The organism is Aquimarina sp. MMG016 (genome assembly GCF_018100805.1).
Lineage (GTDB): Bacteria > Bacteroidota > Bacteroidia > Flavobacteriales > Flavobacteriaceae > Aquimarina.
On the sequence record NZ_JAGJEA010000002.1, the window covers coordinates 12,689 to 38,351 of the forward strand.

The window sequence follows — 25,663 nt, forward strand, 5'->3', positions numbered from 1 at the left end:
TACCAAAAACTGATCACACAAATCAGCTTGTTTTTATAGGTAAACGATATTAAGAATTAAAAGTTAAAGTTTTAGTCTGATATTTTTTATCTGGTACAGAAGAAAATATATTTTGTAATTATCAATGGTTCAATGCTTTTGAGGATGAAAAATATTGATGTTATAGTTTGCTATAACAAATGGCATCAAAATTGATTATACAAAAAATATTGTCTAAAAGTGCAGTTTGCATTTTTGTATGTTAAAAATTAAGTTATTTTTGTGATTGCAATCAATACTGGCCCCGTATTGTTTTTAGTATGCGCACTTAAATAGTAAAATATAACTTTTAGTTGGGCATAATTGTTACAATTATGAGTAAAATCTTTACCATTTTTTTAGTTTTAGTTTTTGCAGGTGGTGGATATGTGGAGCGATTTTCTTATGCAGAAAAAAGTAAATTAGACTGGTCGGACTTTAGAGGCGATCCGGATGATAATAGTAACTTTGATTCTGCGGTTAATACCGGTATCACTTATCAGTGGTCGTATAGTAAAGATCAAGGAGAGGAGATAGAGTTAAAATATGAAGTAGATAGTTTCTGTTATCCGTCTTTATCTTGGGTTAAAAAAGGTCAAATGTCTGATTATTTATTAGCTCATGAGCAACTTCATTTTGATATTTCTGAGCTACATGCCAGAATAATGCGCAAAAAATTAAAAGAATATCAGCCAGGAAAAAATGTAAAGAAGGATCTTAATAAGATGTATAAACGAGTAGAGCGAATGCGTATTAATATGCAACAGCTATATGATGAAGAAACAGATCATTCAAAAAATAAAGAGGCTCAGAATAAGTGGAAAAAGAAGGTAGAAACCTTAATGTGGTATTATAGAGATTTTAAAAAATAATCTTGGATACTCAACTTCAAAAAGAATTCCTGATTCAACTTGCTAACACCAAAATGCCTTTTGGTAAATACAAAGATAGATATTTAATAGATCTTCCAGAATACTATATTGTTTGGTATCACAATAAGGGCTTTCCCAAAGGGAAATTAGGTCAACAATTACAAACCGTTTATGAATTAAAACTAAATGGTTTAGAATATCTGATTAGAAATATCAGAAAATTATAATCTACATATTTACAAACTGATATCCAGCCAATTCATGTGCTCTCAGATCAATCTCAGTTTCATTTAATAATACTCTGTGTTCTATAAACGCTTTTAAATTAGCTAACCAGAATGTCCAGCCATTACTACACCCATAATGAAGTTTTAGCTTGCTGTCATCATCTTCAGGGATTTCAAATTGAATAAGGGTCACCATAGTAACATTGTTTTTCTTTTCTAACTTTACTGAGACTTTACAACCCCCAAAAGTTAATTCGATATAATCTTTTCCATTAGCTTCAGTAATTTCTCCTTCTTCTTTTTCATCCCAATTATGCCATTCCCAAGTATACGTATCTCCTTTTTGGATAAGTTCTCCGGGTTTTCTGACTTGTCCTTTAGGGCTTCTATATTCTGCATTCTTCAAAAACCACGAAGTAATACCTTTAGAAGTAGCCCATAAATTATATAGATTCTCTATTGAAGTATGGATATAGATCTTTTTTGTAAATGAGCTCCATTGTAATTTTTCCATGATTAAAAATGTTGATTAGGTGTGACTTAAAAATAAGAAAAATGTATCTTAAAATTAGTTAAACTACTATGTCTTAATGTTTTTTATACGTTTATAAAATTGGATTCAGTTAAATTATTCATAGTAAACTTACAGAATCTATAATGAATTCTGTAAGTTTAATATCTATATAATTTTACACATACTCAAACTCGTTAATATGAATACTAAAAAATATCTTTTTTGGGCTTTTGTTTTTTGTATTAGTTTTCAGTCTTATACTCAGCAATTTAGCGAAGGTCCTTTTTCTCAATTGATTATTCGGGGTGTTACTTTAATTAATGGTAATGGTGCACCGCCGCGAGGTCCTGTCGATATTATTGTAGAAAAGAATGTAATCAAAGATATTGTAGTAGTGGGATATCCTGGAGTTCCTATTGATAATTCCAAACGTCCAGCCTTAACGTCAGGAGGTAAAGAGTTAAATGCTGAAGGGATGTATCTGCTTCCCGGTTTTGTGGATATGCACGGTCATATTGGTGGAGTTGCTCAAGGGGCGGATTCGGATTATGTATTTAAATTATGGATGGCTCATGGTGTTACTACAGTTCGAGAACCCAGTGGAAGAGGAATTGATTGGACACTAGATCTAAAGCGAAAGAGCTTAAAAAATGAAATCGTCGCACCACGTATTTATGCGTATACAGGCTTTGGGCAAGGTAGTAAACAACCGATTAGTAATTCAGAAATGGCAAGAAACTGGGTTCGTGAAAATGCAAAGAAAGGAGCGGATGGAGTAAAATTCTTTGGTGCTGCTCCGGAAATTATGTCTGCTGCTTTAGATGAAAATAAAAAATTAGGATTAGGATCAGCCTGTCACCACGCGCAGACAGATGTAGCACGATGGAATGTTTTGCATTCGGCTAGAGCCGGATTAACTTCAATGGAACATTGGTACGGTTTACCCGAAGCACTATTTGAAGATAAAACGGTACAGCATTATCCGCTAGATTATAATTACCAGAATGAACAACATCGTTTTGAAGAGGCCGGTAGGTTATGGAAACAAGCTGCAAAACCTTATTCTGAACATTGGAATAAGGTAATGAATGAATTAATAGCGCTTGATTTTACTTTAGATCCTACATTTAATATATACGAAGCTAGTCGTGATTTGCAAAGAGCACGTCGAGCAGAATGGCATGAGACCTACACTTTACCTTCTTTATGGAGGTTTTATCAGCCTAGTAAAATCTCACACGGTTCTTACTGGCATGATTGGGGAACAGAACAGGAAGTAGCTTGGAGAGAGAATTACAGGTTATGGATGACTTTTATTAATGAGTATAAAAATCGTGGAGGAAGAGTAACTGTGGGGTCTGATTCAGGGTTTATATTTCAGTTATATGGTTTTGCTTATGTTAGGGAATTAGAATTATTACGTGAAGCAGGATTTCACCCTTTAGAAATTATAAGATCGGCTACCTTAAATGGAGCAGAAGCTTTAGGAGTATCTGATAAAATTGGATCTGTAGAAGTGGGTAAACTTGCTGATTTTGTATTGGTAGAAGAGAATCCTTTGAAAAACTTAAAAGTGCTGTATGGTACCGGAGCCATAAGATTGACAAAAGATAATAAAGTCATTCGTGCCGGAGGAGTAAAATATACAATCAAGGACGGAATTATTTATGATGCTAAAGCATTATTGCAAGATGTAAAAAGAATGGTTGATGAGGCTAAGAAAAAAGAAGATTTTTCTATTGTGCAACCAGGGATGAAAGAATAGTTTAAAAAAAAACGTCGGAAATCTTCCGACGTTTTTTTACTATTCAGTGATATGTTTTTAGGAAACTTTTTCTACAACCTTAGAAAATATATCTACGTCGACCTGATTCTTAGTCAAGTCTTCAAAAGTTTCTCTTTGTCTAATCAAATGAGCTTCATTATTATGCCATAACACTTCTGCAGGTCGGAAACGACTATTGTAGTTGCTCGCCATAGAGAAGCAATAGGCTCCTGCATTTTTGAAAGCAATAATATCACCTTCAGTGATTTCAGAGATTCTTCTATTAGTAGCAAATGTATCCGTCTCACAAATATATCCAACTACAGAATAGAAACGTTGCCTTCCTTCTGGATTAGAAACATTGATAATTTCATGATGCGATCCATAGAACATAGGTCTGATCAAATGATTAAGTCCCGTGTCTACTCCTGCAAAAACAGTAGAGGTGGTTTGTTTTACTACATTTACTTTAGCTAAAAAGTATCCTGCTTCACTTACCAGAAATTTTCCAGGTTCAAAACCTAATGTCAATTCTTTGCCATATTCTTTACAGAAATCATTAAAACGCTTGGTGAGCTTTTCTCCAAACTCTTCAACATTAGTTTCGATATCTCCTTCTTTATAAGGAACCTTGAATCCACTTCCGAAATCTATAAAGTCAAGATCTTTAAAATGCTTAGCGGTTTCAAATAGGATTTCACTAGCATATAAAAATACTTCTACATCCAGGATGTCACTACCTGTATGCATATGAATACCATTAATATTCATTCCTGTATTTTCTACAATTCTAAGAATATGAGGAATCTGGTGTATAGATATCCCAAATTTACTATCAATATGTCCTACTGATATTTTACTATTTCCACCAGCTAACACATGTGGATTGATCCTAATACAAACCGGAACATTAGGGTGTTTGGTGCCAAACTGCTCTAGAATTGAAAGGTTATCTATATTTATCTGTACACCCATTGCGGCAACCTCTTCGATTTCTTCAAGAGAAACTCCATTTGGAGTAAAGATAATATCGCCAGGTTTTACTCCTGCAGCTAATCCAAGTTGTACCTCCTGAATGGAAACTGTATCCAGTCCTGCCCCCAAAGAATTTACCAGCTTTAAAATAGCAAGATTTGATAATGCTTTAACAGCATAATTAAGTTTCACCTGTTTGACTTTTTTGAATGCGTCATTAAGACGATTATACTGTGAAACAATTTTTGAGGAGTCGTATACATAAACCGGACTCCCAAACTCTCTTGCGATTGCTAATAAATTTTTATTTTCCATCTGGTCTCGATTTAAGCCTACGAAATTATCAATTATATTAGATATTTTAAGGTCTAAAGTGTAAAAAATCTACTCAATAAGTAGATTTTAGGTTTTTTAACTACTGTTTAAGGGTTCAGAAAAGGGCTAATTAGTATTTTTAAAGAAAAATATGTTACCTCTTTTTCCATTACAACTTGTTGTGTATCCTGGTGAACGATTGCCTTTACATATCTTCGAAGAAAGGTATCAGCAACTCATTCGAGATTGTGAAGAAGAGAAAATTTCTTTTGGTGTCCCAACCTATATCGATAAAAAATTAGAATATGGAACAGAGGTAGTATTACAAAAAGTAGCCAAACGCTATACGAATGGAGAAAGTGATGTCGTTTGTATGGGTAGAAGGATTTTTAGGGTTACTGATTTTTTTCCGCAGATGCCCGGTAAGTTATATGCTGGAGGAGAAGTAGAATTTCTAGAAGATACGGATAATGGAGTAGAAGAACTTCAGGAAGAGTTATTGAGAAATATTGCTGTTTTATATGTGGAATTAACAATAGATAACCCTCCAATTTTTGATATTCCGTTTGTTAGTTATCAGGTAGCTCACAAAGTGGGGCTAGCTTTACATCAGGAATATCATTTACTAAAACTTCGTAGTGAACTAGAACGTCTCAATTACTTAATTGGCCACCTAAAAATTACTATTCCTGTAGTCAAAGAAATGAATAGAGCTAAAGAAGTGATCAAGATGAATGGGCACTTTAAGAATTTTGATCCTTTGGATTTTGAGGATTTTAAACTATAATCTTCTATTGTTAGTTTATTGATTCAAATTTGATCCATTTAGATAGAATATTAGTCATTGATTATCATTCACTTTTTTTACGACAAAAGATTGGCACAGTAACTTCACTTTTTATATTTTTGGGACTTCCATAAAGAAGACAAAATTATGAACTTACACGAATATCAGGGTAAAGAAATATTAAGCAGCTTTGGAGTGCGTATTCAGCGCGGAATTGTTGCACAAAATGCAAATGAAGCTGTTGCTGCAGCAAAACAACTTACTGCTGAAACCGGAACGGGATGGCATGTGATTAAAGCTCAGGTACATGCTGGTGGACGAGGAAAAGGTGGCGGAGTAAAGCTTGCCAAAAATCTAAAAGAAGTAGAAGAAATTGCAGAACAAATCATAGGAATGAACTTAATTACTCCTCAGACTTCTGCTGAAGGTAAGAAAGTACACCAGGTTTTGGTTGCAGAGGATGTATATTATCCTGGAGATAGTGAGCCGGATGAGTTTTATGTATCTGTATTATTAAATCGTACTACAGGTAGAAATATGGTAATGTATTCTACAGAAGGTGGTATGGATATCGAAACCGTAGCAGAAGAAACTCCACATTTAATTTTTACTGAAGAAATTGATCCAGCTGTTGGATTGTTACCATTTCAGGCTAGGAGAGTAGCATTTAACTTAGGATTGAGTGGTACAGCTTTTAAGGAGATGGTAAAGTTTGTGATGGCATTATACAAAGCATATGTAGAGTCTGATTCTTCTATGTTTGAGATTAATCCAGTTCTTAAGACTAGTGATGATAAAATAATGGCAGTAGATGCTAAGGTAACTCTGGATGATAATGCATTATATCGTCATAAGAATTATGTGGATATGAGAGATATCCGTGAAGAGAATCCAATTGAAGTTGAAGCCAAAGAAGTTGGACTGAACTATGTGGATCTGGATGGAAATGTAGGATGTATGGTTAATGGAGCTGGTCTTGCGATGGCAACTATGGATTTGATTAAACAAGCAGGTGGTGAGCCAGCTAACTTCCTTGATGTTGGAGGTACAGCTGATGCGAAACGTGTAGAAACTGCTTTTAGAATTATTCTTAAAGACCCTAATGTAAAAGCGATCTTGATTAATATTTTTGGAGGAATTGTACGTTGTGATCGTGTTGCCCAAGGTGTTGTAGATGCCTATAAGAATATGGGAGATGCTATCAAGGTTCCAATCATTGTGCGTTTACAAGGAACAAACGCTGATATCGCAAAAGAATTGATTGATAATAGTGGATTGGATGTGCAGAGTGCAGTACAATTCCAGGAAGCTGCTGATAAAGTACAAGCGGTATTTGCTTAATAAGAAAATAAATACCTATAGAAATATATAAGAAGCATTCGTTTAAACGAATGCTTCTTTTTTTGTTGAAAAATGAATTGATTATCTGTTTTTATATTAGGTTGTAGTATTAAGCTATATAACGAAACTTAAGTGGCTAACAATCATTTTTAAGTTAATAGGAGGTAAACTCTACTCTTCTATTTTGCGCTTTCCCTTTATTAGAAGTGTTATCAGCTACAGGTGTAACTTCGCCTTTGCCATCTGTGATTAATCGATCTTCAGCTATCCCATAAACCTCTACCAGAGTAGCTTTAACGGCATTAGCTCTTGCTTTTGATAAAGCTAGGTTCTCCGCCTCGCTACCATCTGCATCCGTATGTCCAGTTATTTTTAGTTTCATAGTAGTATCACGTTGTAATACCTGAGATACTTGTTTTATAACTCCATACGATTGTAGTTTTAGTGTTGCAGACCCAGAGCTAAATAGGATTCCGCTAGAAGTATACGTACCTTTATTTAACAATTGTTGTCTAAGATCTACGCCTCCTTCTGCTACTTTTAAATCTTTTATCAATACCTGTGCTTTTGCTAGACTACTTAAATTGAATTTCAAATATTTTAGCTCGTCTGCTTCCTCTATGAATCTAGGAATATCCACAAATTTGTGATCATTAAGCCAGATTCTAAAACGCTTTTTGTTTACAGCAATAGAGACATGAAGATTATCAAATTTTATTTTTTTAAGATTTAAATCTATCTTGCTTTTTATTTCATGACTATTTTCTATAGAAATACCTAAATCATTAGCTTCACTAATTGGAAGTCTAAAGTATGCATACGGATTTTCTTTCTTGTTTCCATATTGAGCGTAACTCAATCCAAACTTATTGTTATTGCTGAATATTACATTAAAATATGCAAGTATACTTAACTTATCAATACCTATTATTGTTAAATCAAATTCTACAGTATATTCTTGCGGAAGCAACACATCCGGAATATAAAAAATATTCTTTCCAGAAGTGATCTCAAACCATCTTTCTGAACTATTACCCAGGGTGACAATTGATCCACCTCCGTTAGTATTCCAGTTTTTAGGTAAATCCCCTTCGAACTCCTTAGAAAAATCATCCTGAAACAATATTTTATCTCCAGGAACAAAATTAAATTTCCTGTTTATTTGTATAGGATCTGTAGTTATATCTGTAATTTCTTTATCCGAAGTAGTTTCTTTTTTGCGACCAGTATTTCCTTCGGAAGATATTATAGCTTTTGATTTTTTTCTTTTTTTAGATTTCTTTTTTGGATTTAAAATAGAATCCATTGCCTTTTCTGTTTCCTTCTCTGCTTTCTTTTCTATTGCTTTTTCTATTTCTTTTTTTGATGCTTTTTCTGCTTTTTTGATTAGGTTATCAATAAATTGTGCATTAACATTGGGTATACAGCAAACAAGAAAGCCTAGCAAAATAGCGCGTTTTAAAAGATGATTAAGTGTGATCATTATGATGGTTTTATTTATTTCAATCCAATGATACAACTATTATACCATAAAAAATGCAATATTAGAATTTTACTATTAGCATCCAGAAGTTTTTAAAATTAGGATTGAATACCTTAAAATTCTTATTTTGTGATAGTGGTTGGGCAAATCCTTAGATATTACTTTTCCTAAAAGAATTAGATCGGACAGGTCTTGTGAAGTGTCATTTTTATTGTTTTTATAGTATTGTAAATTGAGAATAAAGAAATAATGAATCAAAAAATAGAGAGCATAGTTGCTAAGCTACAGTTAAAACCACATCCTGAAGGAGGTTTTTATAAAGAAACTTATAGAAGTTCAGGAATCATTCCTAAGGATGTTCTGGATAACGAATTCTCAGGTGATCGGAATTATTGTACAGGAATTTATTTTTTATTGACCTCAGAGAACTTTTCAGCATTTCATAGAATTAAACAAGATGAAATGTGGCATTATTATTCTGGTTCTTCATTATATGTACATGTGATTACTCCGGATAAAAATTATCAGCGGTATACTGTTGGGATGGATATTGAGGAAGGAGAATTGCCACAATTAGTCGTTCCGGCTGGTTGTTGGTTTGCTTCCAGTGTAAAAAATAAAAAAGATTATTCTTTGGTGGGATGCACGGTATCACCCGGTTTTGACTTTGATGATTTTGAGTTGGCAGATAGAGAAAGTCTAGCTAATAAATTTCCTGATCATAAAGATGTGATAAGAGAGTTTACTAGAACCTAGGGTTTAGTGTTTCTTACTAAATAATTAACACTAACGGTTGCGAGATCGGAATCTGGGAATTTAGAAAAGTAGTTAGGATCACTTTGTAAGCCAACTTCTTCAATTACTTTTAGAAAAGAATCAATCTCCAGGATATATTGATCAGAAAAACCATGTGTTGCATCATAGGCAGTTGCAGCGGTTCTACCAAGATTTTTAGCAGTTAATTCTGAAGCAATGGTGTGTAGCTCTATGACAATTAACCCAAACCTTTCTATATGTGGTGCCCATTTGGTAAAATGATCCTTTAGATTTCGCTCTACATCATTATTGCTTAATCGTTTTCCTCTATATGCAAAAGCACCTGTTGATTGACTAGGAGTATCAAGCTTTGATACGGGGTCACTCCAGATTCTATTATGATCCAAAAATGTTCTTACTGATAATAGATCTTTTAATACTATTTGGTAATTATCAAGCAAGTCTTTTTGAAGTAAATCAGGATCGCTTATATCTCCCCAAATTACTTTTGCCCATATATCGGCTTGTATAAGATTGACCCTTGTAGCCTTTAATGCAGCTTTATTGAAATCAGCTCCAACCAAAAATAGCGGATAGTCATCCAAATGTTTTCCTCGAAGAGTTTTAGATTCAATAACTTCAAAAAGATGAATCAAAAATGCTCCGTTACCACACCCCATATCTAAAATACCCTTAGGTTGTTCCTCGAGAGGTTTGTTGAATAAACTTATAATTATCTCGTCAATTTTTTTGAAATATGTAGCGTGTGCTCCACCGCTTCCCCACACATTCATTTCTCGATCCACATGGGTTTCTGTATCGCCGTCATCTTTCCATAATATATTAGGATTTCCAAATAATAATTCTTCCATTTTTCGAAACATAGGGATATAGGAAACGGTTACACCATAAGCCGATGCTCTTTTGGCGAAGAATAGCCCTTTTTCGGTAAAAGTGTAATGGTTGTTAGATTTACTAAACCAGCCGAGGTGGCTTAAAAACATAAGAATGGTGTCAAAGCTTTTGGGAAATTTGTGATACTCATCTGGGCTAAAAGAAGCCTCCATAAAATATTTATGAAACATTCCACCCATCCCAAGATGCACGATAGTGGGGCCTGCTAAAATACCTTCTATGTGTTTAAGAATTTGGTTTTGAATTTTAAGGATAGCAGTATTCTCAGAAGGCTTTAGTTGAAAACGATTTTGATATTTATTAAATAGTTTTTCGAGTTTATGAAAAGGTTCTAATTCGAACTTGCGTGGATGAAATTTTCCGGAATATTCCAATAAGTCAACTACACCTTTATAAAGATAAAAATGATCAAAGGCGATTTTAGTAAACGAATTTGTTTTTAGAATTACCTTGTTATCATCTACTTTATAATCAATCCAGCTCTGAGAGGCAAATATGCGGAAAGCAACATTTAAATATCCTTCATTAGCTTTAAACGCTTCTGTTACTTTAGAGAGAGATGTTTCTTTTTTTTCTAAGAGAAAATTTGTGATTCCATTTTTTAATAAAGCATAAGCTATGGGAGATACGACAATTCCGTCTAGATGTCTGAATAATTCTTCTCTAAATTGTTGTTTTTCTTTTTTGGAGAGCATAGATGCTTAATTGATTGGTTGTTAAAATGTTAGTTTCAACCAAATTAAGCATTTTATGTTATTTTTTTGTGGAAGGGTTATTCTTTTTTTCAGGCATCGGACCTCTAAGATGGATGATCAAACCATTCAGAAAATTACGTAGTATTTGATCACCACACTCCATATATTTAGGATGGTTTTCATTTCTGAAAAAAGCACCAAGTTCACTTTTTGTAACCTTAAAATCAACTAGTGCACAAATTTTTACAATATCATCATCACGCAATTTATGCGCTACGCGAAGTTTTTTGAAAATGTCATTGTTTGTTAAACCCATGCTACAAAGGTATGCTTTGTAGTAGAAATGTTATTCATTATAATCTGAAATTTATTATTTTCGGCACAAAAAGTAATAGGTTTATGTATAGTAAGGAGGAAAAATTGAGTTTGCTTTCAGAAATGATACAATTTGCAAAAGCAGATAGGAGGTATAAAGAGCAAGAACATAATTTTATTTTGGTAGTAGCTGCTCAGTTAGGTGTTTCTAAAGAAGAAATAGATGATTTGTATGATAATGGAGCTGAAAAAAAGAATCTTCAACCAGAATCACAGAGAATTCTTCAATTTCATAGGTTAGTACTACTCATGAATGTAGATCAGGAAGCTTCACCTAAAGAGATTCATAAGATCAAAGATTTGGGTTTGCAAATGGGGCTTCGTCCTGAAGCTATAGATACAGTTTTAGAAGAAATGCATAAGTATCCTAATAAAGTAATCCCTCCTAATGAATTGATTTCAATTTTTTCAAGGTTTTATAATTAGTGAGACTGTACATTCAAAATCCGCTTTGGCGGAGCATTGAATGTATCTAGTCGAACTATCCCGTTGTAGAACGGGATCCATTCAGTTTTTATGCTGTTTTCAAAATCCGCTTTGGCGGAGCATTGAATGTATCTAGTCGAACTATCCCGTTGTAGAACGAGATCTATCTTTGTTGATGATTCAATTCCAAAGACAAAGTATTTTTGAATTGTTTTCTTAATAAAATTTAAAATATTTTTTCTACCACCTGCAAGTTGATTCTTGCGGGTTTTTTTATGAGATTTTGTCATCAAAAACTACATAATAAAGACAAAATGACAGTTTGTGTTATCGTAAATATGTCATAATGACATTAAATCTGCAATGGAACCCTAATTGCTATATACATATTGATTTTAAAATTAAGATTAACCTTTAAAAAGAATATACAATGAGTTTAGTAAAAAGAACAGACAGATTACCTTTCCTTTTAGATGATTTTTTTAACGCAGATTGGTTAGGAGGAACGTCTAATATCAGTAAAATTGGATTCAATACTCCAGCAGTTAATGTAAAAGAATCAGATAATGATTTTGCTATAGAATTAGCTGCTCCAGGATTGACTAAAGAGGATTTTAATATAGAACTAGATAATGATGTTCTTATCATTTCTTCGGAAACCAAATCTGAAAAGGAAACAAAGCAAGACGGTAAATACACAAGAAAAGAATTTGGCTATAGTATCTTTAAACGTAGGTTTAACTTACCAGATACGGTAAATGGTGCAGATATAGCAGCTTCTTATGAAAATGGAGTGTTAGTACTAACATTACCTAAAAAAGAAGAGGCAAAAGTACAACCTAAGAGGTTGATTGAGATTTCATAATTTGATTTGAGATTTATTTAGTTAGTTAATTGTTACGAAAAACGTCCTGATATTCAGGACGTTTTTTATTAGTGAAACTATATTTTGAAAAATTGCATTGCAAAGCACTTACCAGAGCTACTTTTCTTAGTCTTGTAAAGACTTACCGTATGGTCCATCTTTACTTATTGCTTTGGAGTAACTGGTTTTTTCTTTAAGATTCATAACAAGATATGTTTCTTTCCTTATGGTGATTGTTATTTGATCTTCTTCCCAATATATTTTGATATCTTTTTTCCTCAGGTTTTTTACGTAACTATGTTTATTAGAAAATGCTTTGCTTAATGGAGGAGTATTGCCTAACTCTAATATGTCATCTATATTGACATCCAATAATTTGGGATCAATGACAGAACATAAAAACCCGTCAAAATCAATTCCTTCTTTATCCTTTTGTAATAGGTGACACCATACTGAACAGTCATCCTCCTCGATCATAATAGTTCTGTTAGATTTGGGATCAGTATAGCTGATAAATATATTTTCATTGACAGTGTCAGAATTGAATACACTGGTAAAGAAAGATAAAAACATAATTCAAATTTAGGGCATTAGTATAATCTCTGCGATATCTCGTTAAACAGTTTGTAAACAGTAAATTATAATAGTAGAGTTTTCCCTAAAAAAAAGTATTGATAATGGTGTGATTTTGCGAAGCTACTAAATTATTTGGTAAACCTGTAGGGGAAAAACCGTAATTTAGTATAGGGTTTTTTCCCCTATGTTCCGTTCTGAGATACTATAAAACCTATGAAAAACATTCAATGCGTGTAGCTAAAAAAATGTAAACTTTAACAGTTGTTCAGCTTTAAAAGAAATTTTTATAAGTCTAGCCATTTTTTAAAGTTAGAGGTGCGTTCACGCGAGACTATGATTTGTTCCTCTTCCTTAGGTATTAATTTTAGTAGCAGTCTACTATTAAAATAACTATGAATTTCAGTTACCGCTTTTACAGAAACCATAAACTTTCTATTAATTCTAAAAAAATGAACTGGATCTAAAATGTCTTCTAATTGGTCAATTGAGTATTCGATAGGATATTGTTGTCCATTATGAGCATGTAAAAAGATAGTGCCTTCGTGGGACTTAAAGTATGCAATGTCTTCAACACTAAAAGTGTTGAATTGGTTACCTACTTTAACCATAAAACGACGTTTGAATTCTTTAGAAAACAAATCTTTAATCTTCTCAAACTTATCTTCGTTTAGTATGCTGCTATTATCTAAGTGATTCTTTCTATATTTTTCCAATGCATTTTTTAGATCTTTTTTATCTATCGGTTTTAACAGATAATCTAATCCGTTATATTTAAAACCTCTGATAGCATATTCATTATAAGCAGTAGTGAAGATAACCGGTGGGTGATTATCTAATGCATCTAAGATGTCAAACCCGTATCCGTCGTTTAATTGAATATCTAGAAAAATTAAATCTGGTAATGGGTTTTTAGTAAACCATTGTAAACCACTTTCTACAGAGGTAATCTGACCAGCAATGTTTATTTCTGGAGCTAATTCTTCAATTAAACTTGCTAACCGTCTTGAAGCAATATTTTCATCCTCTATAATAACTGCATTCATTTTATGAAACTTTTACAATAGCAACCTCTTTAATGTTTTTGTTCAATAGTGGTATAGTAACTTTGAAATAACCGTCTTCGGTTTCAATGAGTACTTTTTGATTGGTGTAAAAAGCATACCGTTTTTGTATGTTTTTGAGTCCTAGTTTTGTAGATTCTTCTTTTTGCTTTCTAACATGAAGATTATTTTTTATAAGTATATGATGTTTATTAATAGAAACAATACTTATCTCCAAAGGTTTTTCTTTTGAATAATAATTATGTTTCAGTGCATTTTCTACAAGCATTTGTAGTGTTAAGGTAGGAATGATATAAGCAGAAGGGTCAACAGTGATACTGGTAGTAATACTTAATGCTCCTTCGTGACGTACATTCATCATAAAAATGAAGGAATCCAAAAAACTAAGTTCTTTTTCCAAACTTACTAAATCTTCTTCTCTATTATCCAAAATATATCGATAACAAGAAGCTAGTCTTGATACAAAATCCGAGGCCAGATCTCTATCTTCATACATCAGGGATGTCAAAGTGTTTAAACTATTAAAAAGAAAATGTGGACTAATCTGGTTTTTTAAAGATTTGTATTTAGAGGTTACCACTTCTTTTTTGAGTTTATTCATCGTATTTTCTAGTTCCTTTTTTTGTTGTAGTGCAAAATAAAACATGTTGAATACTATAGCTGCAAAGCCTAATACTGCCGCTCTAAAAAAATCTATTCTAAACCTTAACCAAGGATCATCCGTATCAATTTGACAAATCTGATCTAATTCGAAGATTGCAGTGTAATATACCAATCCAGAAATAGGAAGTACAATAAGTAGATTGAGCCCTAATATCTTAAAACCATTAGATATGTCCAGACTTTTATTGGTATCATTATGTAGTTCCCTTCTTATCAACCAATCATTAATTTCCCAGGCTAGCATCAATAGAAAAAAAGCACTTACATAATAAAATATTCCGGGAGGATCAAATATTCCAGAATCGTCTTTATCATGATTTATAGTCAGCTTCACAAAAAAGTAAACCAGATTTACTATCATAAAGCGAATAATAAATTTTTTTATGTAATTCTTAGATATCACTAGTAATGCTGCATATGATTAATGCTTATAAAGATACATAACATAGAAGCAATGTTACTTTTATTAGGGATTCAATTGTTAAATTAGTTGTTGAATTGTTGTTATATATACTTGATCCGAAAAACTAAATTTCAATAAAAGGTAGAAGATCTTAAAAAGAAAAAATAACACTTCAGTAATAAAATTATCAATTCAGAGAGATAGGGTTTTAATCTTTAAATAAACCAATCATCTTTGATTTAAATCATAAAATCATAGACTTATGAAAAAGGTTTTTTTATTATTATTACTTTTTTGCGTGTTTATTTCTAATGCTCAGACCGGTGTTATAAAAGGACTTGTTAAAGATAAACAGTCCGAAACTCCTTTGGTCGGAGCTACAGTAGAATTGTTAAATGTAGAACAAGCAATTGGTTCTGTTACCGATATAGATGGTTATTTCACATTAGAAAATGTACCATTAGGGCGTCAGAGTATCAGAGTAAGTTTTATTGGTTTTGAATCTATTACACTACCTAATATTGTGGTAACTTCAGGGAAAGATGCAGTGACTAATATAAGTCTTGTGGAGTCTTTTGATCAATTGGATGAAGTAGTGATCACTAATGGTAACGCCAAAGCTAAAGCTATTAACAAATTGGCATCAGTTTCTGCCAGACAGTTTGGAGTAGAAGAAGTAACACGTTTTTCTGGTGGAAGAAGTGATGTGGGGCGTCTTGCGGCTAATTTTGCGGGAGTATCCGCTCCTGATGATAGTCGTAATGATATTGTGGTTCGTGGAAACTCGCCTACGGGACTACTTTGGCGCCTGGAAGGAGTTCCAATCCCTAGTCCGAATCATTTTTCTACATTAGGAACTACAGGAGGCCCTGTTTCGGCTTTAAATCCAAATATGTTAAAGAACTCAGACTTCATTACTTCAGCTTTTCCTGCCGAGTACGGAAACGCCATTGGGGGAGTATTCGATCTTGGTTTTAGAAAAGGAAATTTAGATGATTATGAATATACTGCTCAGGTTGGTATTTTTACTGGAATAGAAGCTATGGCAGAAGGCCCATTAGGAAAGAACAAAGGATCGTTTCTAATAGCCGGACGATATTCTTTGGTTGGATTATTGGGTGTTGGAGCAGGAGGAACATCGGCTGCCCCTAACTATTCTGATATTTCTTTTAATGTTGATTTTGGAAAAGGTAAACTTGGGAACCTATCTTTGTTTGGAATTATTGGGTTTTCTGATATTGAATTCCTTGGAGATGATATTGATGAAGATGATTTATTTGCTGCTGAAGATGAAAACACTTTTGTAGATTCTGGTTTTGGGGTTGTAGGTCTAAAGCATCAGGTTAATATTGGAAAAAGTTCCTACTTAAGAACAATACTTTCGGGCGCTACAAATACCAATGAGTTTAATGCCGACCGTTTTATTGATAAAGATACTCCACAAGAGCGGATCATTTCATATACGGAAGCGGATAATACAGAAACTCGGTTGTCATTCTCTACACTTTTTAATTCAAAATTGAGCAGTAGAAGCACTTTGAGAGCTGGTGTACTAGTAGAAAATTTTACAATAGAATCATTACTGCGTGATCGCACTGAACAACCAGATCTGAATCTGGATGGAGATCCTGACCTTACTACTTTTAGAGATATTGATGATGATCTTACTATTATTCAACCTTTTATTCAAGGACAATTTCGGTTTACCAAAAACTTAACTATAAATGCAGGATTACATAGTCAATATAGCACGCTTAATAAGCAATTTGTATTCGAACCCAGAGCAGGGGCAACTTATAAAATAGCTAAAAATCATAATCTTAGTATAGGGTATGGATTGCATTATCAGCCAGTACCGCTACCATTATTATTCTTGAATGAAAATGTAAATGGAGAGATAATACAAACGAATAGAAATTTGGACTTTGTACAGAGTAGTCATTATGTATTAGGATACGATGTTAGGATAAGTAACAGTTGGCGTGGTAAAATCGAAGTATATTATCAGGATATTAAGGATGCAGCTGTAGAGGCTTTTCCATCGAGTTATTCATCATTAACCGAGGGAGCTGATTTTGGGTTTGATAATGATAGAGTGTCTTTGGTTAATGAAGGAGTAGGTTTTAATCAAGGTATTGAGTTTACTCTGGAGAAATTCTTTACTGATGGATATTATGGGTTATTAACGACTTCTTTCTTTGAAAGTAAATATGAAGGAAGTGATAATATCGAACGTAATACTCCTTTCAATAATGGGTATGTCTTGAATCTTTTGGCTGGAAAAGAATTTTTAATAGGAAAAGGTAATAAGGATGTATTGTTTTTTGATACCCGACTTACTTTATCCGGAGGAAGATATTTTACTCCAGTTGATTTAAATGCTTCTCAACAAGCGGGTTTTGAAGTATTGCAGGAGGACATTGCCTTTAGTCAACAAATTGACGATTATTTTAGATGGGATGTTAAGTTTGGATATAAAATCAACAGTAGAACTAAAAAAACTTCACATCAATTCTATGTTGATCTACAGAATGTAAGTAATAATGATAATGTATTTGTAAGACGGTATAATCGATTAACCAATAGTGTTGATGAGGTTAATCAGATTGGTTTCTTCCCGGATTTTGGGTATAGATTTCAGTTTTAATACAATAAATATTTAGAATAAATGATATGAAAAAGATAGTAGTATTTGTTCTTATCTTAAGCTTGATTATTTTGGTAGTTATTCAAGTTTCTGGGCAGAGTTTAAAAAATGATGATATGACAAGCGAATTAAATAAAATTGAGCACTATCTAGTCCATAGCGATAGTATTAATAAAGAAGTGTCCAAAGTTGCAGTAGCCTGGCATTTAGATCATAGTCTAAAAGTGATTAATGGAATATCTGATTCTTTACAAAATTCAGATCCTACTGCATATAAAAGGAAGTTTAATATTGCACGTTTTTTTTCTTTTACATTCGGTTTTATTCCTAGAGGTAGAGCACAATCTCCCAAATATGTATTACCACCGGATACTATTAAAACGGAAGATATTGTGGCACAATTATCATTGGCAAGAGATAAATTGGTAGCACTAGATAGCTTAGATGACAAATCCAATTTTAATCATCCAGTTTTTAATCAATTAAATAAGCAACAGGCAAAGAAATTTATCAAAATACATACTCGTCATCATCTTAAGATAGTTCGAGATATTTTGAAAGAATAAGTTTTTTATTGTATAGAAAGGTTATGTTTTAGATATCTTTTAATAGCTTTTCTATAATATTTTCTGAGTTTTCGCTTTACCTTATTATCCGGGATGTCTTCTGAGATGTTCATGCCATTTATATAAATCTTGGTTTTATTCTCATTAATTGACACCATAGAAAATTGAAAATCTCTAATAGTATCCTGATCAATAGTAATAACATCAACACGGTAATAAGGCGATTTTTGATCTTTTATTGAGTCTGGACTGTACCAATGATTTGTAGAAATGCTATCTCCTAATGGATTTGTGTCCGGATAAACCTTAATGTTATTTTCTTTTAATTCTTTAAGTATTTGATCTTTACTTTTTTTAATATGTATAGAACATTTATGACATCTTAGATTACCGTTAGAAAAAGTATAATAATACTTAAGTGGAGGCGAAGTAGCCATTAAAATAAATATCGAAGGAATTAAAATAAAAACAGGATTAATAATCACTTGTTTAAGTTGTATTCGTGGCAAGTGATCTAGCTTGTATAGTATACTATAAGAAAGAGGAAGTGTTAATAAAGCTATGAGGTCTGTATAATCTATAACTCTACTGATTTTAATAATGGCAAATGTGTTATAAAAGTTTATAAGTTCTTGAGAATAAGGTGATTTCCAAAATATAAAGAACACCCCAGTAAAGATTATATTCCATCTTAAAAATTTGGGAAATATAAATGTCAACAAAAAAGGAAGAATAAGTATACCTATAAAATCAGAGAGCTTACCGGTTACCCAATTAGAAAAATAGTGTTTTAGAAAATGATCATTTATGAATAGAATAACCAAACCAGTTATAAACACATAATTCAGCAGATAATATTTTCTATCAAACCTCTTCATATGATTACGACTATATTTTTTTCATTTTTACGGGTAATCCATCTTTTGGTACTTGCATAGGTACAGGCTTCATTGGTATTTCATAACCTTCGGGAACTGACCATTCATGAGTTAGTAGTAATTGACTGATTACATATTTTATTTGCATTTCTGCAAAAGCAAAACCAATACAGTGATGTGAACCTGCTCCAAACGGAGTGTAGGTATAAGGGCATTTGGTATGCTCGCTTCGCTCTTTAGAAAAACGTTCCGGATCAAAACTCATTGGGCAAGACCATATCTCAGGGTTATGATGATTATGTTCAAAACTTGTTGAGGCATGAGTGCCCTTGGGAATAGCGTACCCATTAAATTCTAAATCTGTCGTAGCAACTCTACCTGCCAAAACTAGTGGCGGAAATCTTCTTAAGGTTTCTTTTAGGGCAAGACTCATAAGTTCTAATTTCCTTAAATCTCTGACCTTGAAATCAGTACCGTGTTCACTATAAAAAGTTTTGGCTTCTGCACGTAATTTATCTTGCCATTCAGGATGTTTAGCCAAGAAATAACAAAAACTTGTTTGTGTACTGGCAGTGGTATCGTGCGCTGCCATAAGTATGAAAATAAGGTGATCAATAATTTGTTCATCATTAAAGGATTGCCCTTCTTCATTCTTGGCAGTTGCCAGTATACTAAAAAGGTCTTTTTGTGGATTGTTTTTTCTTTGAGGTAATATTTCTTTAAAAAATTTGATTAAATATTTTCTTGCTTTTATTCCTTTGTTATACTTAGTAAAAGGCAATTTGATGGGTAGGGCAGAGCTTGCTTCTACAATATCACTAATTGCTTGATTAATTTTTGTAAACTTTTGATCTTTATCAATTCCGAAGAAAACATTTAAAGCAATTTCCAGGGTAAATGCTTTTAGTAATGGAAAAAGCTTTGGATTGGTCTCATTCCATTGGTTAAGATATGTGGGGACAATATCTTTCATCATGGTCAGATACCCTTCCATGGGTGCTTTCTTAAAAGCTTCTGATATAATAGAACGATGATGTTTATGTTGATCTCCATCCATAAGCATTAAGCCATTAGGGAATAAACCTTTTAAGGTCAATTCCCAGGCTTCTTTACTACTAAAGTTTTTACCTTGCTTGACGAATAGGAAATTGGCAGCATCTTTATGAAGCAGTACAGAAATTTGCTTATTTAGGATTTGGATTTTATAAATTTCACCGTATTTTTCAACCTTTTTTCTTTTGAATTCGTAATAGTTTCTAAAAAAAGGTATAGCTTCTCCCCAAGGAAGAATGGAAGGTTTATTTCCTGGAACTTCAGTTAGTTCAGAATCTTTCATAATAGTGAGTTTGTGATTGGTGTACTACAGCTATTAAAACTAGTAAATTATATAGAATTATAATTTGTTTTTAGACTCTTATTTCAATTTCAGTTTGATTTTGTAAGGAACCCTTTCCTCCGGCCATTAAACTTTGGATTTTGTTGTTCTCAATTTTTAGGTCAACAATTATTAGACTAGTAGAAGGTTCTTTCATATACTCTCCTTGCTGTATTAAGAACCTGTCTTTTTTTATGTTTAGTTTTTCATAAAGATAGCAGGCAAGCGGTCCTGCAGCCATCCCGGTTCCAGCTTCTTCAGGAATATTGTATCGAGGGCCAAACATTCTTGTGCTGGCATCTCTTTCAGGATTATTAACCTCTGTAGTAAAAGGATAAAAACCGATGAGATCAAATTCATTACTTATTTTGGTAATTAATTCGTAGTCAGGTACAATGTTTTTTAACACCTCAGAGCTTTTAACCGGAATTAATAGAAAGGAGTTACCTGTATTGACCAATTGTATACTAGTGTTCGGGAGAAGTTCTGAATTTTTTATTCCAAGTGAATCTAGAATTTGATCTTTTCTGTGATTAACATCAATATATTGGGGAGATGTCTGTTCCATAAAAGCCATATCTCCAGTGAGTTTTATGTTTCTAATACCATCTATAGTTTCTTTTGATGAATGTTTGTTTTTTACAACTCCAAGTTGTTTTAGGTATGAAAACGTGGCTATAGTAGCATGTCCGCAATGAGCAATTTGCCTATTAGGAGTAAAAAAGTCTAATTTGAAATCTGCAATTTTAGATGTTGAAACAAATGCTGTTTCTGATAAACCTACTTTTGAGGCGATTTCTAATTTATGTTTGTTTGATAAATGATCAGCATCCAGTACTACACCTGCCGGATTTCCTCCTTTGTTATGATCTGTAAAAGCATTAAGAATCTGTACTTTGATTTTTTCCGTTGTATCCATTTTTATACATTTTATATGTTATAATTAATGGACGTTAGAAATTAGAAAAAGACGTAGATAAAAAATAATAATCTTTAATTATCAAAGTCTATTAATTTACCGGTTTTATCATGTAGAACATTAGAACAGTTCAGGATTTCTTTTTTTAAAACATCCCGAGCCTTCTGAACTCGGGATTTTGCACCAGAATATGAGATGTTTAAATACGTAGCTAATTCTTTTTGAGAATAGCTTTTAAAAGCAGTAAGAATTATAGCCTCTTTATGATTCAAAGACAGGTTGTCAATTTTTTGATTAATACAATTACTTAGTTTTTGGTATTGAAAATCTTCATTTTCGTTTTCCGGAATATCGTAATGTTCTATGGCTATAGTTTTTTTGTTCTGTTTCCTGAAATAATCAAATATTGTATTTCGAGTGATTTGATATACCCAAGATGTAAGTTTAGAAGTATCTTTGAGCTGATCAATTTTTACATTTATTTTTAAGAAAACCTCTTGAAGAATATCCTTAGTAATTTGCTCATCTCTGATTTTGCCATTTATAAACCTGTAAAGTTCTTCATTCAAATCTATCCATATCTCCTCAATTTTATTTTTCATCAGTACAGACTTTTGATAACTCGATTGCTTTGTATAAGATAAGCATTTTTACGCTATCGGAATATGCAAATCAACTATGAATTTGTTTTCTGGATGGTCCCGAAAATCATTATGATATATTTCAAAAGGATTTTGCGCTGCTTTTTGGTAACCATTTTCATTCATCCAGACAAAAAGGCTACTCCAAGATTTTTCGAAATCGTTTGGTGTTATTTCATAACGTCCAACGATGCATCTTCCTTTTTCTATGGTAAGATTATCAATTTCTCCTTCAGTTTTAAAAGATTCATCAGTAAGTAAACAAATACTCATGCGTACTTTATCAGGAGCTGTTACCTTAAAACTATCATGAAAAACTCTAGCCATTTTTGCTTTTGGGTTTTCTAACAGTCCTTTTGGCCTGGTCCATTTGAGTAATTTTTCGAATGTGTTTTCAACACCGTTTACGCCAATGTGCGTAATACTCGCCAAATTAAAATTAGGTGTTTCTTTGATTTCAATTTTTGCATTCATTTTAATCCATTTTAGGTGATTATTAATGTTGCAAATGTATTTCTCAAAGATTAAATCTTCTTGTCCATTCTTGCTATCAATTATACCAATCTTGCTAAATTTACCTGGGTTAAGTTTTCTGAATTCAGATGGGCTAACCTTATAAAATCTTTTAAAAGCTCTTGTAAAAGAAGAGTTGCTGTTAAAACCATATTGTAGTGAAAGTTCTGTAATACTTACCTCTTCTTTATGCATCAAAACCGAAGCACATTTTTCAATTCGTTTACGAGTAATATAGTTATTTAATGTTTCGTCAATAACGGCCTTAAAAATTCTATGAAAGTGATATGGCGAGTAATGAGCAATACCAGAAATGGTTTCTAATGATAGTTCAGTATCCAGGTGATTATCTATGTATACCAAAGCTTTATTAATCCTGTTGATATAATCTTTGTTTATCCGGTTAACTGAAGTCGACATTCTTTATTTTCTACGGTCTGTTTCCTAACAAATATATTCGTTATATATGAGAAAAATATTACTGTAGTTATTAAAAAAAACTTATTACAGAGTGTTGTTGGTATATTTCTATTGAATTTTTATGAATTTCTGAGAAAACCCTTCATTTGAAGCAAAATTAAGAATCAAAAAACTATCAATAATCTCAAAACTTATAAATGCAATATTTGGATCTTGACAATTTGTTGTAATTCTAGACTCGCTTAAGGAATAATTTCCTGAGGTTATTTGCTGCTCAGAATATGGGTTACATAGAGATCCATTTTCACTTAGGATAGTTCCATTGGTTTTGAACTCCAATATTTTTTGGCTATCAATACTGTGAAAAGTTCCGCTACCATCTCCGGGATCAGCTAATTGTTCAATCAACTTCCATTTTCCTATGAGCACTACGGTTTCTGAATTGTTATTATTATCATTAGAACATGATGTGAAAAATCCAATGATTATAAGGAGTATAGAGAATTTTTTCATGATGGGTTATTTTAAAAAGCTGTTGTATAATAGATGTAAGAACCATTGTTTAGTTGCGTAACTCTAGACCTTTTATTAGGATAAAATATCACCATCGTTAATATTCAATTTTTAAAGCACAATATAATTTTCATTTCCAATACTATACTATTAATATCATGAGTCTTTAGTTAATTTGAGATTATATCTTTTATTTAAAATGCATTTTCATTCCTTCGTGCGACATTGTGAACCCTAAATTTTCATAGAACTTGATAGACTTTATTCTTTTTTTGTCAGTTGTTAATTGAAGTAAATGTGCTTTTCGCTCTTTGGCTCTATTGATTGCCCACTCAAACATTGTTTTTCCAATGCCAAGCCCTCTTTTATCTTTTCTAATTCTTACTGCCTCGATTTGTGCTCTTATTCCTCCTCTATACGTTAAATACTGGATAAATGATAACTGTAAGGTTCCAACTATTTCAGAGTTTTTATTTTCGACCACAATCAGTTCTTGGTTTTCGTCTGAGTTTATTTTTTCAAATGCTTTTATATATTCATTCGGTAAGGGCTTTTGAAAGTTTTCCCTTTTTTTACCAAGTTCATCATCGGCAATCATTTCTATAATTATAGGAACATCATTTTCGGTTGCTTTTCTAAATATCATTTCCAATTCAAGTTTTTTTTTAATCTAAAGCTCACTAGCAGTTTGTATATGATACATACCCCAGGTAATACCTTATATACTTTATAGATGTACGCCTTATTCCTTCATTTTTTGGAATTCGATTTTAGCTTTTCCTTTCAATTTGCTATCTAAATATAGTTCATATCCTTTCAATAGTTTTACCTTTTTTATTACCCCTTTTTCAATAGAAATCGTCTCTATAATTTCTCCTTCTTCTTGAATTCTTATAGTAAATTCATTCTTTCCGGCATTTTCAATAATTGCATAACAATTAGATCCTGAAAAAGGGTTTTCGGCGGCATCTTGGCCAGGTCCTTTTCCTGTAATAGACATACTTTGGGAGGGTTCTAATTCAAATTCAATCTGAGCAAGCAGGTCATATTGGGTAGCAAGTGTAATACATAATAGGATTAGGAGTTTTTTCATTTTAGTAATTTTATTTATTAAAAGATTAATTATTTGGTCATTCAGACAACCGTTTTACTTTTTTATTGTTTTGATAAAACAGCATTTTTTCGATATTTTTTATTGAGTGCTGCAAATTCAATAGAATATATATTTGTATGAGTACTTTTTAGACTATCACTACTGGTGTAATACAGTAATCTATCATCTTCAATTAATTCAGCATAAAGGTCGCTACCAGTTGTATTTATTTCTTTAATATTTTGAGGAATTGACCATTGGTCGTTGATTTTAAAGCTTATATACAAATCTCCATATGAAGAAAGGTTCTGCTCTCTTCCGGATGACTCAAAAATAATTATATTACCATCATTGTTTACTTCTAAATTCCATTCACCTTTATCTGAGTTAATTGTATTTCCTAAATTAATTGGTGAAGAAAAAGTGTCTTTTTCCTTTTTTGCTATATATAAATCACCTTGACCATATCCACCTAACCGATTGGATGCAAAGTATAAATTACCATATTTATCCGTACACGGGCTATACTCATCTTTTTCAGAATTAATAGCATCATTTAACCTTATCGGAACCCCCCAAGTACCATTTTTGTCTTTTTCTACTTTCCAGATATCTTTTGAAATTGGTGTAACTTCCTTTGATGGTCTTTTAGAAATAAAATACAAAGTTTTTCCATTATTACTTATATGAGGACCACTATCATCATATTTACCTGAAAATGAAGCCAGTTTGGGTGTAGACCATTCTCCATTTTCCTTAACCGAATAATATATAGAACTTTTCATGTTACTTGTTCCCCATTTATTATTGCTTTTGGCAAAATAAACTTCAGAGTCATCAATAGAAAATGTTGTAGCATATTCTACTGAAGTGGTTGATATATTTCCCGGTTCAAAAACCTGTGGTTTTAATTGTTTCGAATCGTCTTTACAGCTAATCAAAACTAATAGCATACCTTGACTAATTAGTGTAAATAATATCATTGTAAATTTTGCCCCTTTCATGTGTTACAAAGTTTAATATTATCGAATCCTGAGATATTGTTATTTATATATCAAAGAGAGTG

At 32.4% G+C, this 25,663-nt stretch carries 27 protein-coding genes; 10 read left to right on the forward strand and 17 right to left on the reverse strand.

Annotated elements, in window-relative coordinates; translation table 11 throughout:
* Positions 1-353 precede the first annotated feature (353 nt).
* Together J8M14_RS03185 and J8M14_RS03190 are read left to right on the forward strand one after the other, a co-directional pair.
* The gene (locus J8M14_RS03185) at positions 354-890 is read left to right on the forward strand and encodes a DUF922 domain-containing protein (protein WP_211073019.1); all 537 of its coding nucleotides are present in this window, start codon (positions 354-356) and stop codon (positions 888-890) included.
* A complete protein-coding gene (locus J8M14_RS03190) occupies positions 890-1,117 on the forward strand; it encodes a DUF3820 family protein (protein ID WP_211073708.1) in 228 nt (75 codons plus the stop codon). Before J8M14_RS03185 ends, J8M14_RS03190 begins: the two co-directional genes overlap by 1 nt.
* 1 nt (position 1,118) lies before the next feature.
* Here the strand turns inward: J8M14_RS03190 and J8M14_RS03195 are convergent, their stop codons facing one another.
* The gene (locus tag J8M14_RS03195; protein ID WP_211073021.1) at positions 1,119-1,631 is read right to left on the reverse strand and encodes an SRPBCC domain-containing protein; all 513 of its coding nucleotides are present in this window, start codon (positions 1,629-1,631) and stop codon (positions 1,119-1,121) included.
* A 199-nt stretch (positions 1,632-1,830) separates the two neighbouring features.
* Between J8M14_RS03195 and J8M14_RS03200 the strand changes: the two genes are divergently transcribed.
* Complete coding sequence (locus tag J8M14_RS03200) at positions 1,831-3,396, forward strand: amidohydrolase family protein (protein ID WP_211073023.1); 1,566 nt, start codon at positions 1,831-1,833, stop codon at positions 3,394-3,396.
* Positions 3,397-3,453: 57 nt separating this feature from the next.
* Here J8M14_RS03200 and lysA read toward each other — a convergent pair whose 3' ends face one another.
* A complete protein-coding gene (gene lysA / locus J8M14_RS03205; protein WP_211073025.1) occupies positions 3,454-4,686 on the reverse strand; it encodes a diaminopimelate decarboxylase in 1,233 nt (410 codons plus the stop codon).
* Between the two features lie 151 nt (positions 4,687-4,837).
* Here lysA and J8M14_RS03210 point away from each other — a divergent pair, with 151 nt between their 5' ends.
* Positions 4,838-5,473 carry an LON peptidase substrate-binding domain-containing protein gene (locus J8M14_RS03210; RefSeq protein WP_211073026.1) on the forward strand — a complete coding sequence of 212 codons (636 nt, stop codon included), beginning with the start codon at positions 4,838-4,840 and terminating at the stop codon, positions 5,471-5,473.
* A 147-nt stretch (positions 5,474-5,620) separates the two neighbouring features.
* Positions 5,621-6,814, forward strand: a complete 1,194-nt coding sequence (gene sucC / locus J8M14_RS03215) for an ADP-forming succinate--CoA ligase subunit beta (protein ID WP_211073028.1) — start codon at positions 5,621-5,623, stop codon at positions 6,812-6,814.
* A gap of 154 nt (positions 6,815-6,968) precedes the next feature.
* On the opposite strand, the gene J8M14_RS03220 is transcribed toward sucC, so the two are convergent.
* Positions 6,969-8,297: an OmpA family protein gene (locus tag J8M14_RS03220; protein ID WP_211073030.1), complete on the reverse strand. Its 1,329-nt coding sequence runs from the start codon at positions 8,295-8,297 to the stop codon at positions 6,969-6,971.
* Positions 8,298-8,546: 249 nt separating this feature from the next.
* Here J8M14_RS03220 and J8M14_RS03225 point away from each other — a divergent pair, with 249 nt between their 5' ends.
* A complete protein-coding gene (locus J8M14_RS03225; RefSeq protein ID WP_211073031.1) occupies positions 8,547-9,053 on the forward strand; it encodes a cupin domain-containing protein in 507 nt (168 codons plus the stop codon).
* Here J8M14_RS03225 and J8M14_RS03230 read toward each other — a convergent pair.
* Entirely contained in the window at positions 9,050-10,663 is a 1,614-nt protein-coding gene (locus J8M14_RS03230) for a class I SAM-dependent methyltransferase (RefSeq protein ID WP_211073032.1), read from the reverse strand. The genes J8M14_RS03225 and J8M14_RS03230 overlap by 4 nt on opposite strands.
* 58 nt (positions 10,664-10,721) lie before the next feature.
* On the reverse strand, positions 10,722-10,979 hold the full coding sequence (locus J8M14_RS03235; protein WP_211073033.1) for a DUF1456 family protein: 258 nt from the start codon (positions 10,977-10,979) through the stop codon (positions 10,722-10,724).
* Between the two features lie 83 nt (positions 10,980-11,062).
* On the opposite strand from J8M14_RS03235, the gene J8M14_RS03240 reads away from it, so the two are divergent.
* Together J8M14_RS03240 and J8M14_RS03245 are read left to right on the forward strand one after the other, a co-directional pair.
* Entirely contained in the window at positions 11,063-11,464 is a 402-nt protein-coding gene (locus J8M14_RS03240; protein WP_211073034.1) for a TerB family tellurite resistance protein, read from the forward strand.
* A 430-nt stretch (positions 11,465-11,894) separates the two neighbouring features.
* A complete protein-coding gene (locus J8M14_RS03245) occupies positions 11,895-12,329 on the forward strand; it encodes an Hsp20/alpha crystallin family protein (RefSeq protein ID WP_211073035.1) in 435 nt (144 codons plus the stop codon).
* Between the two features lie 126 nt (positions 12,330-12,455).
* Here the strand turns inward: J8M14_RS03245 and J8M14_RS03250 are convergent, their stop codons facing one another.
* The 3 genes from J8M14_RS03250 to J8M14_RS03260 form a co-directional block, all read right to left on the reverse strand.
* The gene (locus J8M14_RS03250; RefSeq protein WP_211073036.1) at positions 12,456-12,902 is read right to left on the reverse strand and encodes a hypothetical protein; all 447 of its coding nucleotides are present in this window, start codon (positions 12,900-12,902) and stop codon (positions 12,456-12,458) included.
* Between the two features lie 287 nt (positions 12,903-13,189).
* A complete protein-coding gene (locus J8M14_RS03255; RefSeq protein WP_211073037.1) occupies positions 13,190-13,948 on the reverse strand; it encodes a LytTR family DNA-binding domain-containing protein in 759 nt (252 codons plus the stop codon).
* Position 13,949: 1 nt separating this feature from the next.
* On the reverse strand, positions 13,950-14,963 hold the full coding sequence (locus tag J8M14_RS03260) for a histidine kinase (protein WP_211073038.1): 1,014 nt from the start codon (positions 14,961-14,963) through the stop codon (positions 13,950-13,952).
* 331 nt (positions 14,964-15,294) lie between these two features.
* Here J8M14_RS03260 and J8M14_RS03265 point away from each other — a divergent pair, with 331 nt between their 5' ends.
* The gene (locus J8M14_RS03265) at positions 15,295-17,679 is read left to right on the forward strand and encodes a TonB-dependent receptor (RefSeq protein ID WP_211073039.1); all 2,385 of its coding nucleotides are present in this window, start codon (positions 15,295-15,297) and stop codon (positions 17,677-17,679) included.
* Positions 17,680-17,705: 26 nt separating this feature from the next.
* Complete coding sequence (locus tag J8M14_RS03270; protein WP_211073040.1) at positions 17,706-18,245, forward strand: DUF1569 domain-containing protein; 540 nt, start codon at positions 17,706-17,708, stop codon at positions 18,243-18,245.
* 5 nt (positions 18,246-18,250) lie between these two features.
* Here the strand turns inward: J8M14_RS03270 and J8M14_RS03275 are convergent, their stop codons facing one another.
* From J8M14_RS03275 to J8M14_RS03315, 9 genes are all read right to left on the reverse strand, one after another.
* On the reverse strand, positions 18,251-19,123 hold the full coding sequence (locus tag J8M14_RS03275; RefSeq protein ID WP_211073041.1) for a hypothetical protein: 873 nt from the start codon (positions 19,121-19,123) through the stop codon (positions 18,251-18,253).
* Between the two features lie 10 nt (positions 19,124-19,133).
* On the reverse strand, positions 19,134-20,459 hold the full coding sequence (locus J8M14_RS03280) for a cytochrome P450 (RefSeq protein ID WP_211073042.1): 1,326 nt from the start codon (positions 20,457-20,459) through the stop codon (positions 19,134-19,136).
* 70 nt (positions 20,460-20,529) lie between these two features.
* Positions 20,530-21,417: a PhzF family phenazine biosynthesis protein gene (locus J8M14_RS03285; protein ID WP_211073043.1), complete on the reverse strand. Its 888-nt coding sequence runs from the start codon at positions 21,415-21,417 to the stop codon at positions 20,530-20,532.
* A 74-nt stretch (positions 21,418-21,491) separates the two neighbouring features.
* Entirely contained in the window at positions 21,492-22,019 is a 528-nt protein-coding gene (locus tag J8M14_RS03290) for a sigma-70 family RNA polymerase sigma factor (RefSeq protein ID WP_211073045.1), read from the reverse strand.
* A gap of 48 nt (positions 22,020-22,067) precedes the next feature.
* Positions 22,068-22,991 (reverse strand): GyrI-like domain-containing protein, encoded by a 924-nt coding sequence (locus J8M14_RS03295; RefSeq protein ID WP_211073047.1) that lies wholly within the window; start codon positions 22,989-22,991, stop codon positions 22,068-22,070.
* 108 nt (positions 22,992-23,099) lie between these two features.
* A complete protein-coding gene (locus tag J8M14_RS03300; RefSeq protein WP_211073048.1) occupies positions 23,100-23,504 on the reverse strand; it encodes a lipocalin family protein in 405 nt (134 codons plus the stop codon).
* Positions 23,505-23,694: 190 nt separating this feature from the next.
* A complete protein-coding gene (locus J8M14_RS03305; RefSeq protein WP_211073050.1) occupies positions 23,695-24,150 on the reverse strand; it encodes a GNAT family N-acetyltransferase in 456 nt (151 codons plus the stop codon).
* A 96-nt stretch (positions 24,151-24,246) separates the two neighbouring features.
* Positions 24,247-24,597, reverse strand: coding sequence for a hypothetical protein (locus J8M14_RS03310; RefSeq protein ID WP_211073052.1), 351 nt, complete (start codon positions 24,595-24,597; stop codon positions 24,247-24,249).
* 62 nt (positions 24,598-24,659) lie between these two features.
* A complete protein-coding gene (locus J8M14_RS03315; RefSeq protein WP_211073054.1) occupies positions 24,660-25,601 on the reverse strand; it encodes a PD40 domain-containing protein in 942 nt (313 codons plus the stop codon).
* Between the last annotated feature and the right edge of the window lie 62 nt (positions 25,602-25,663).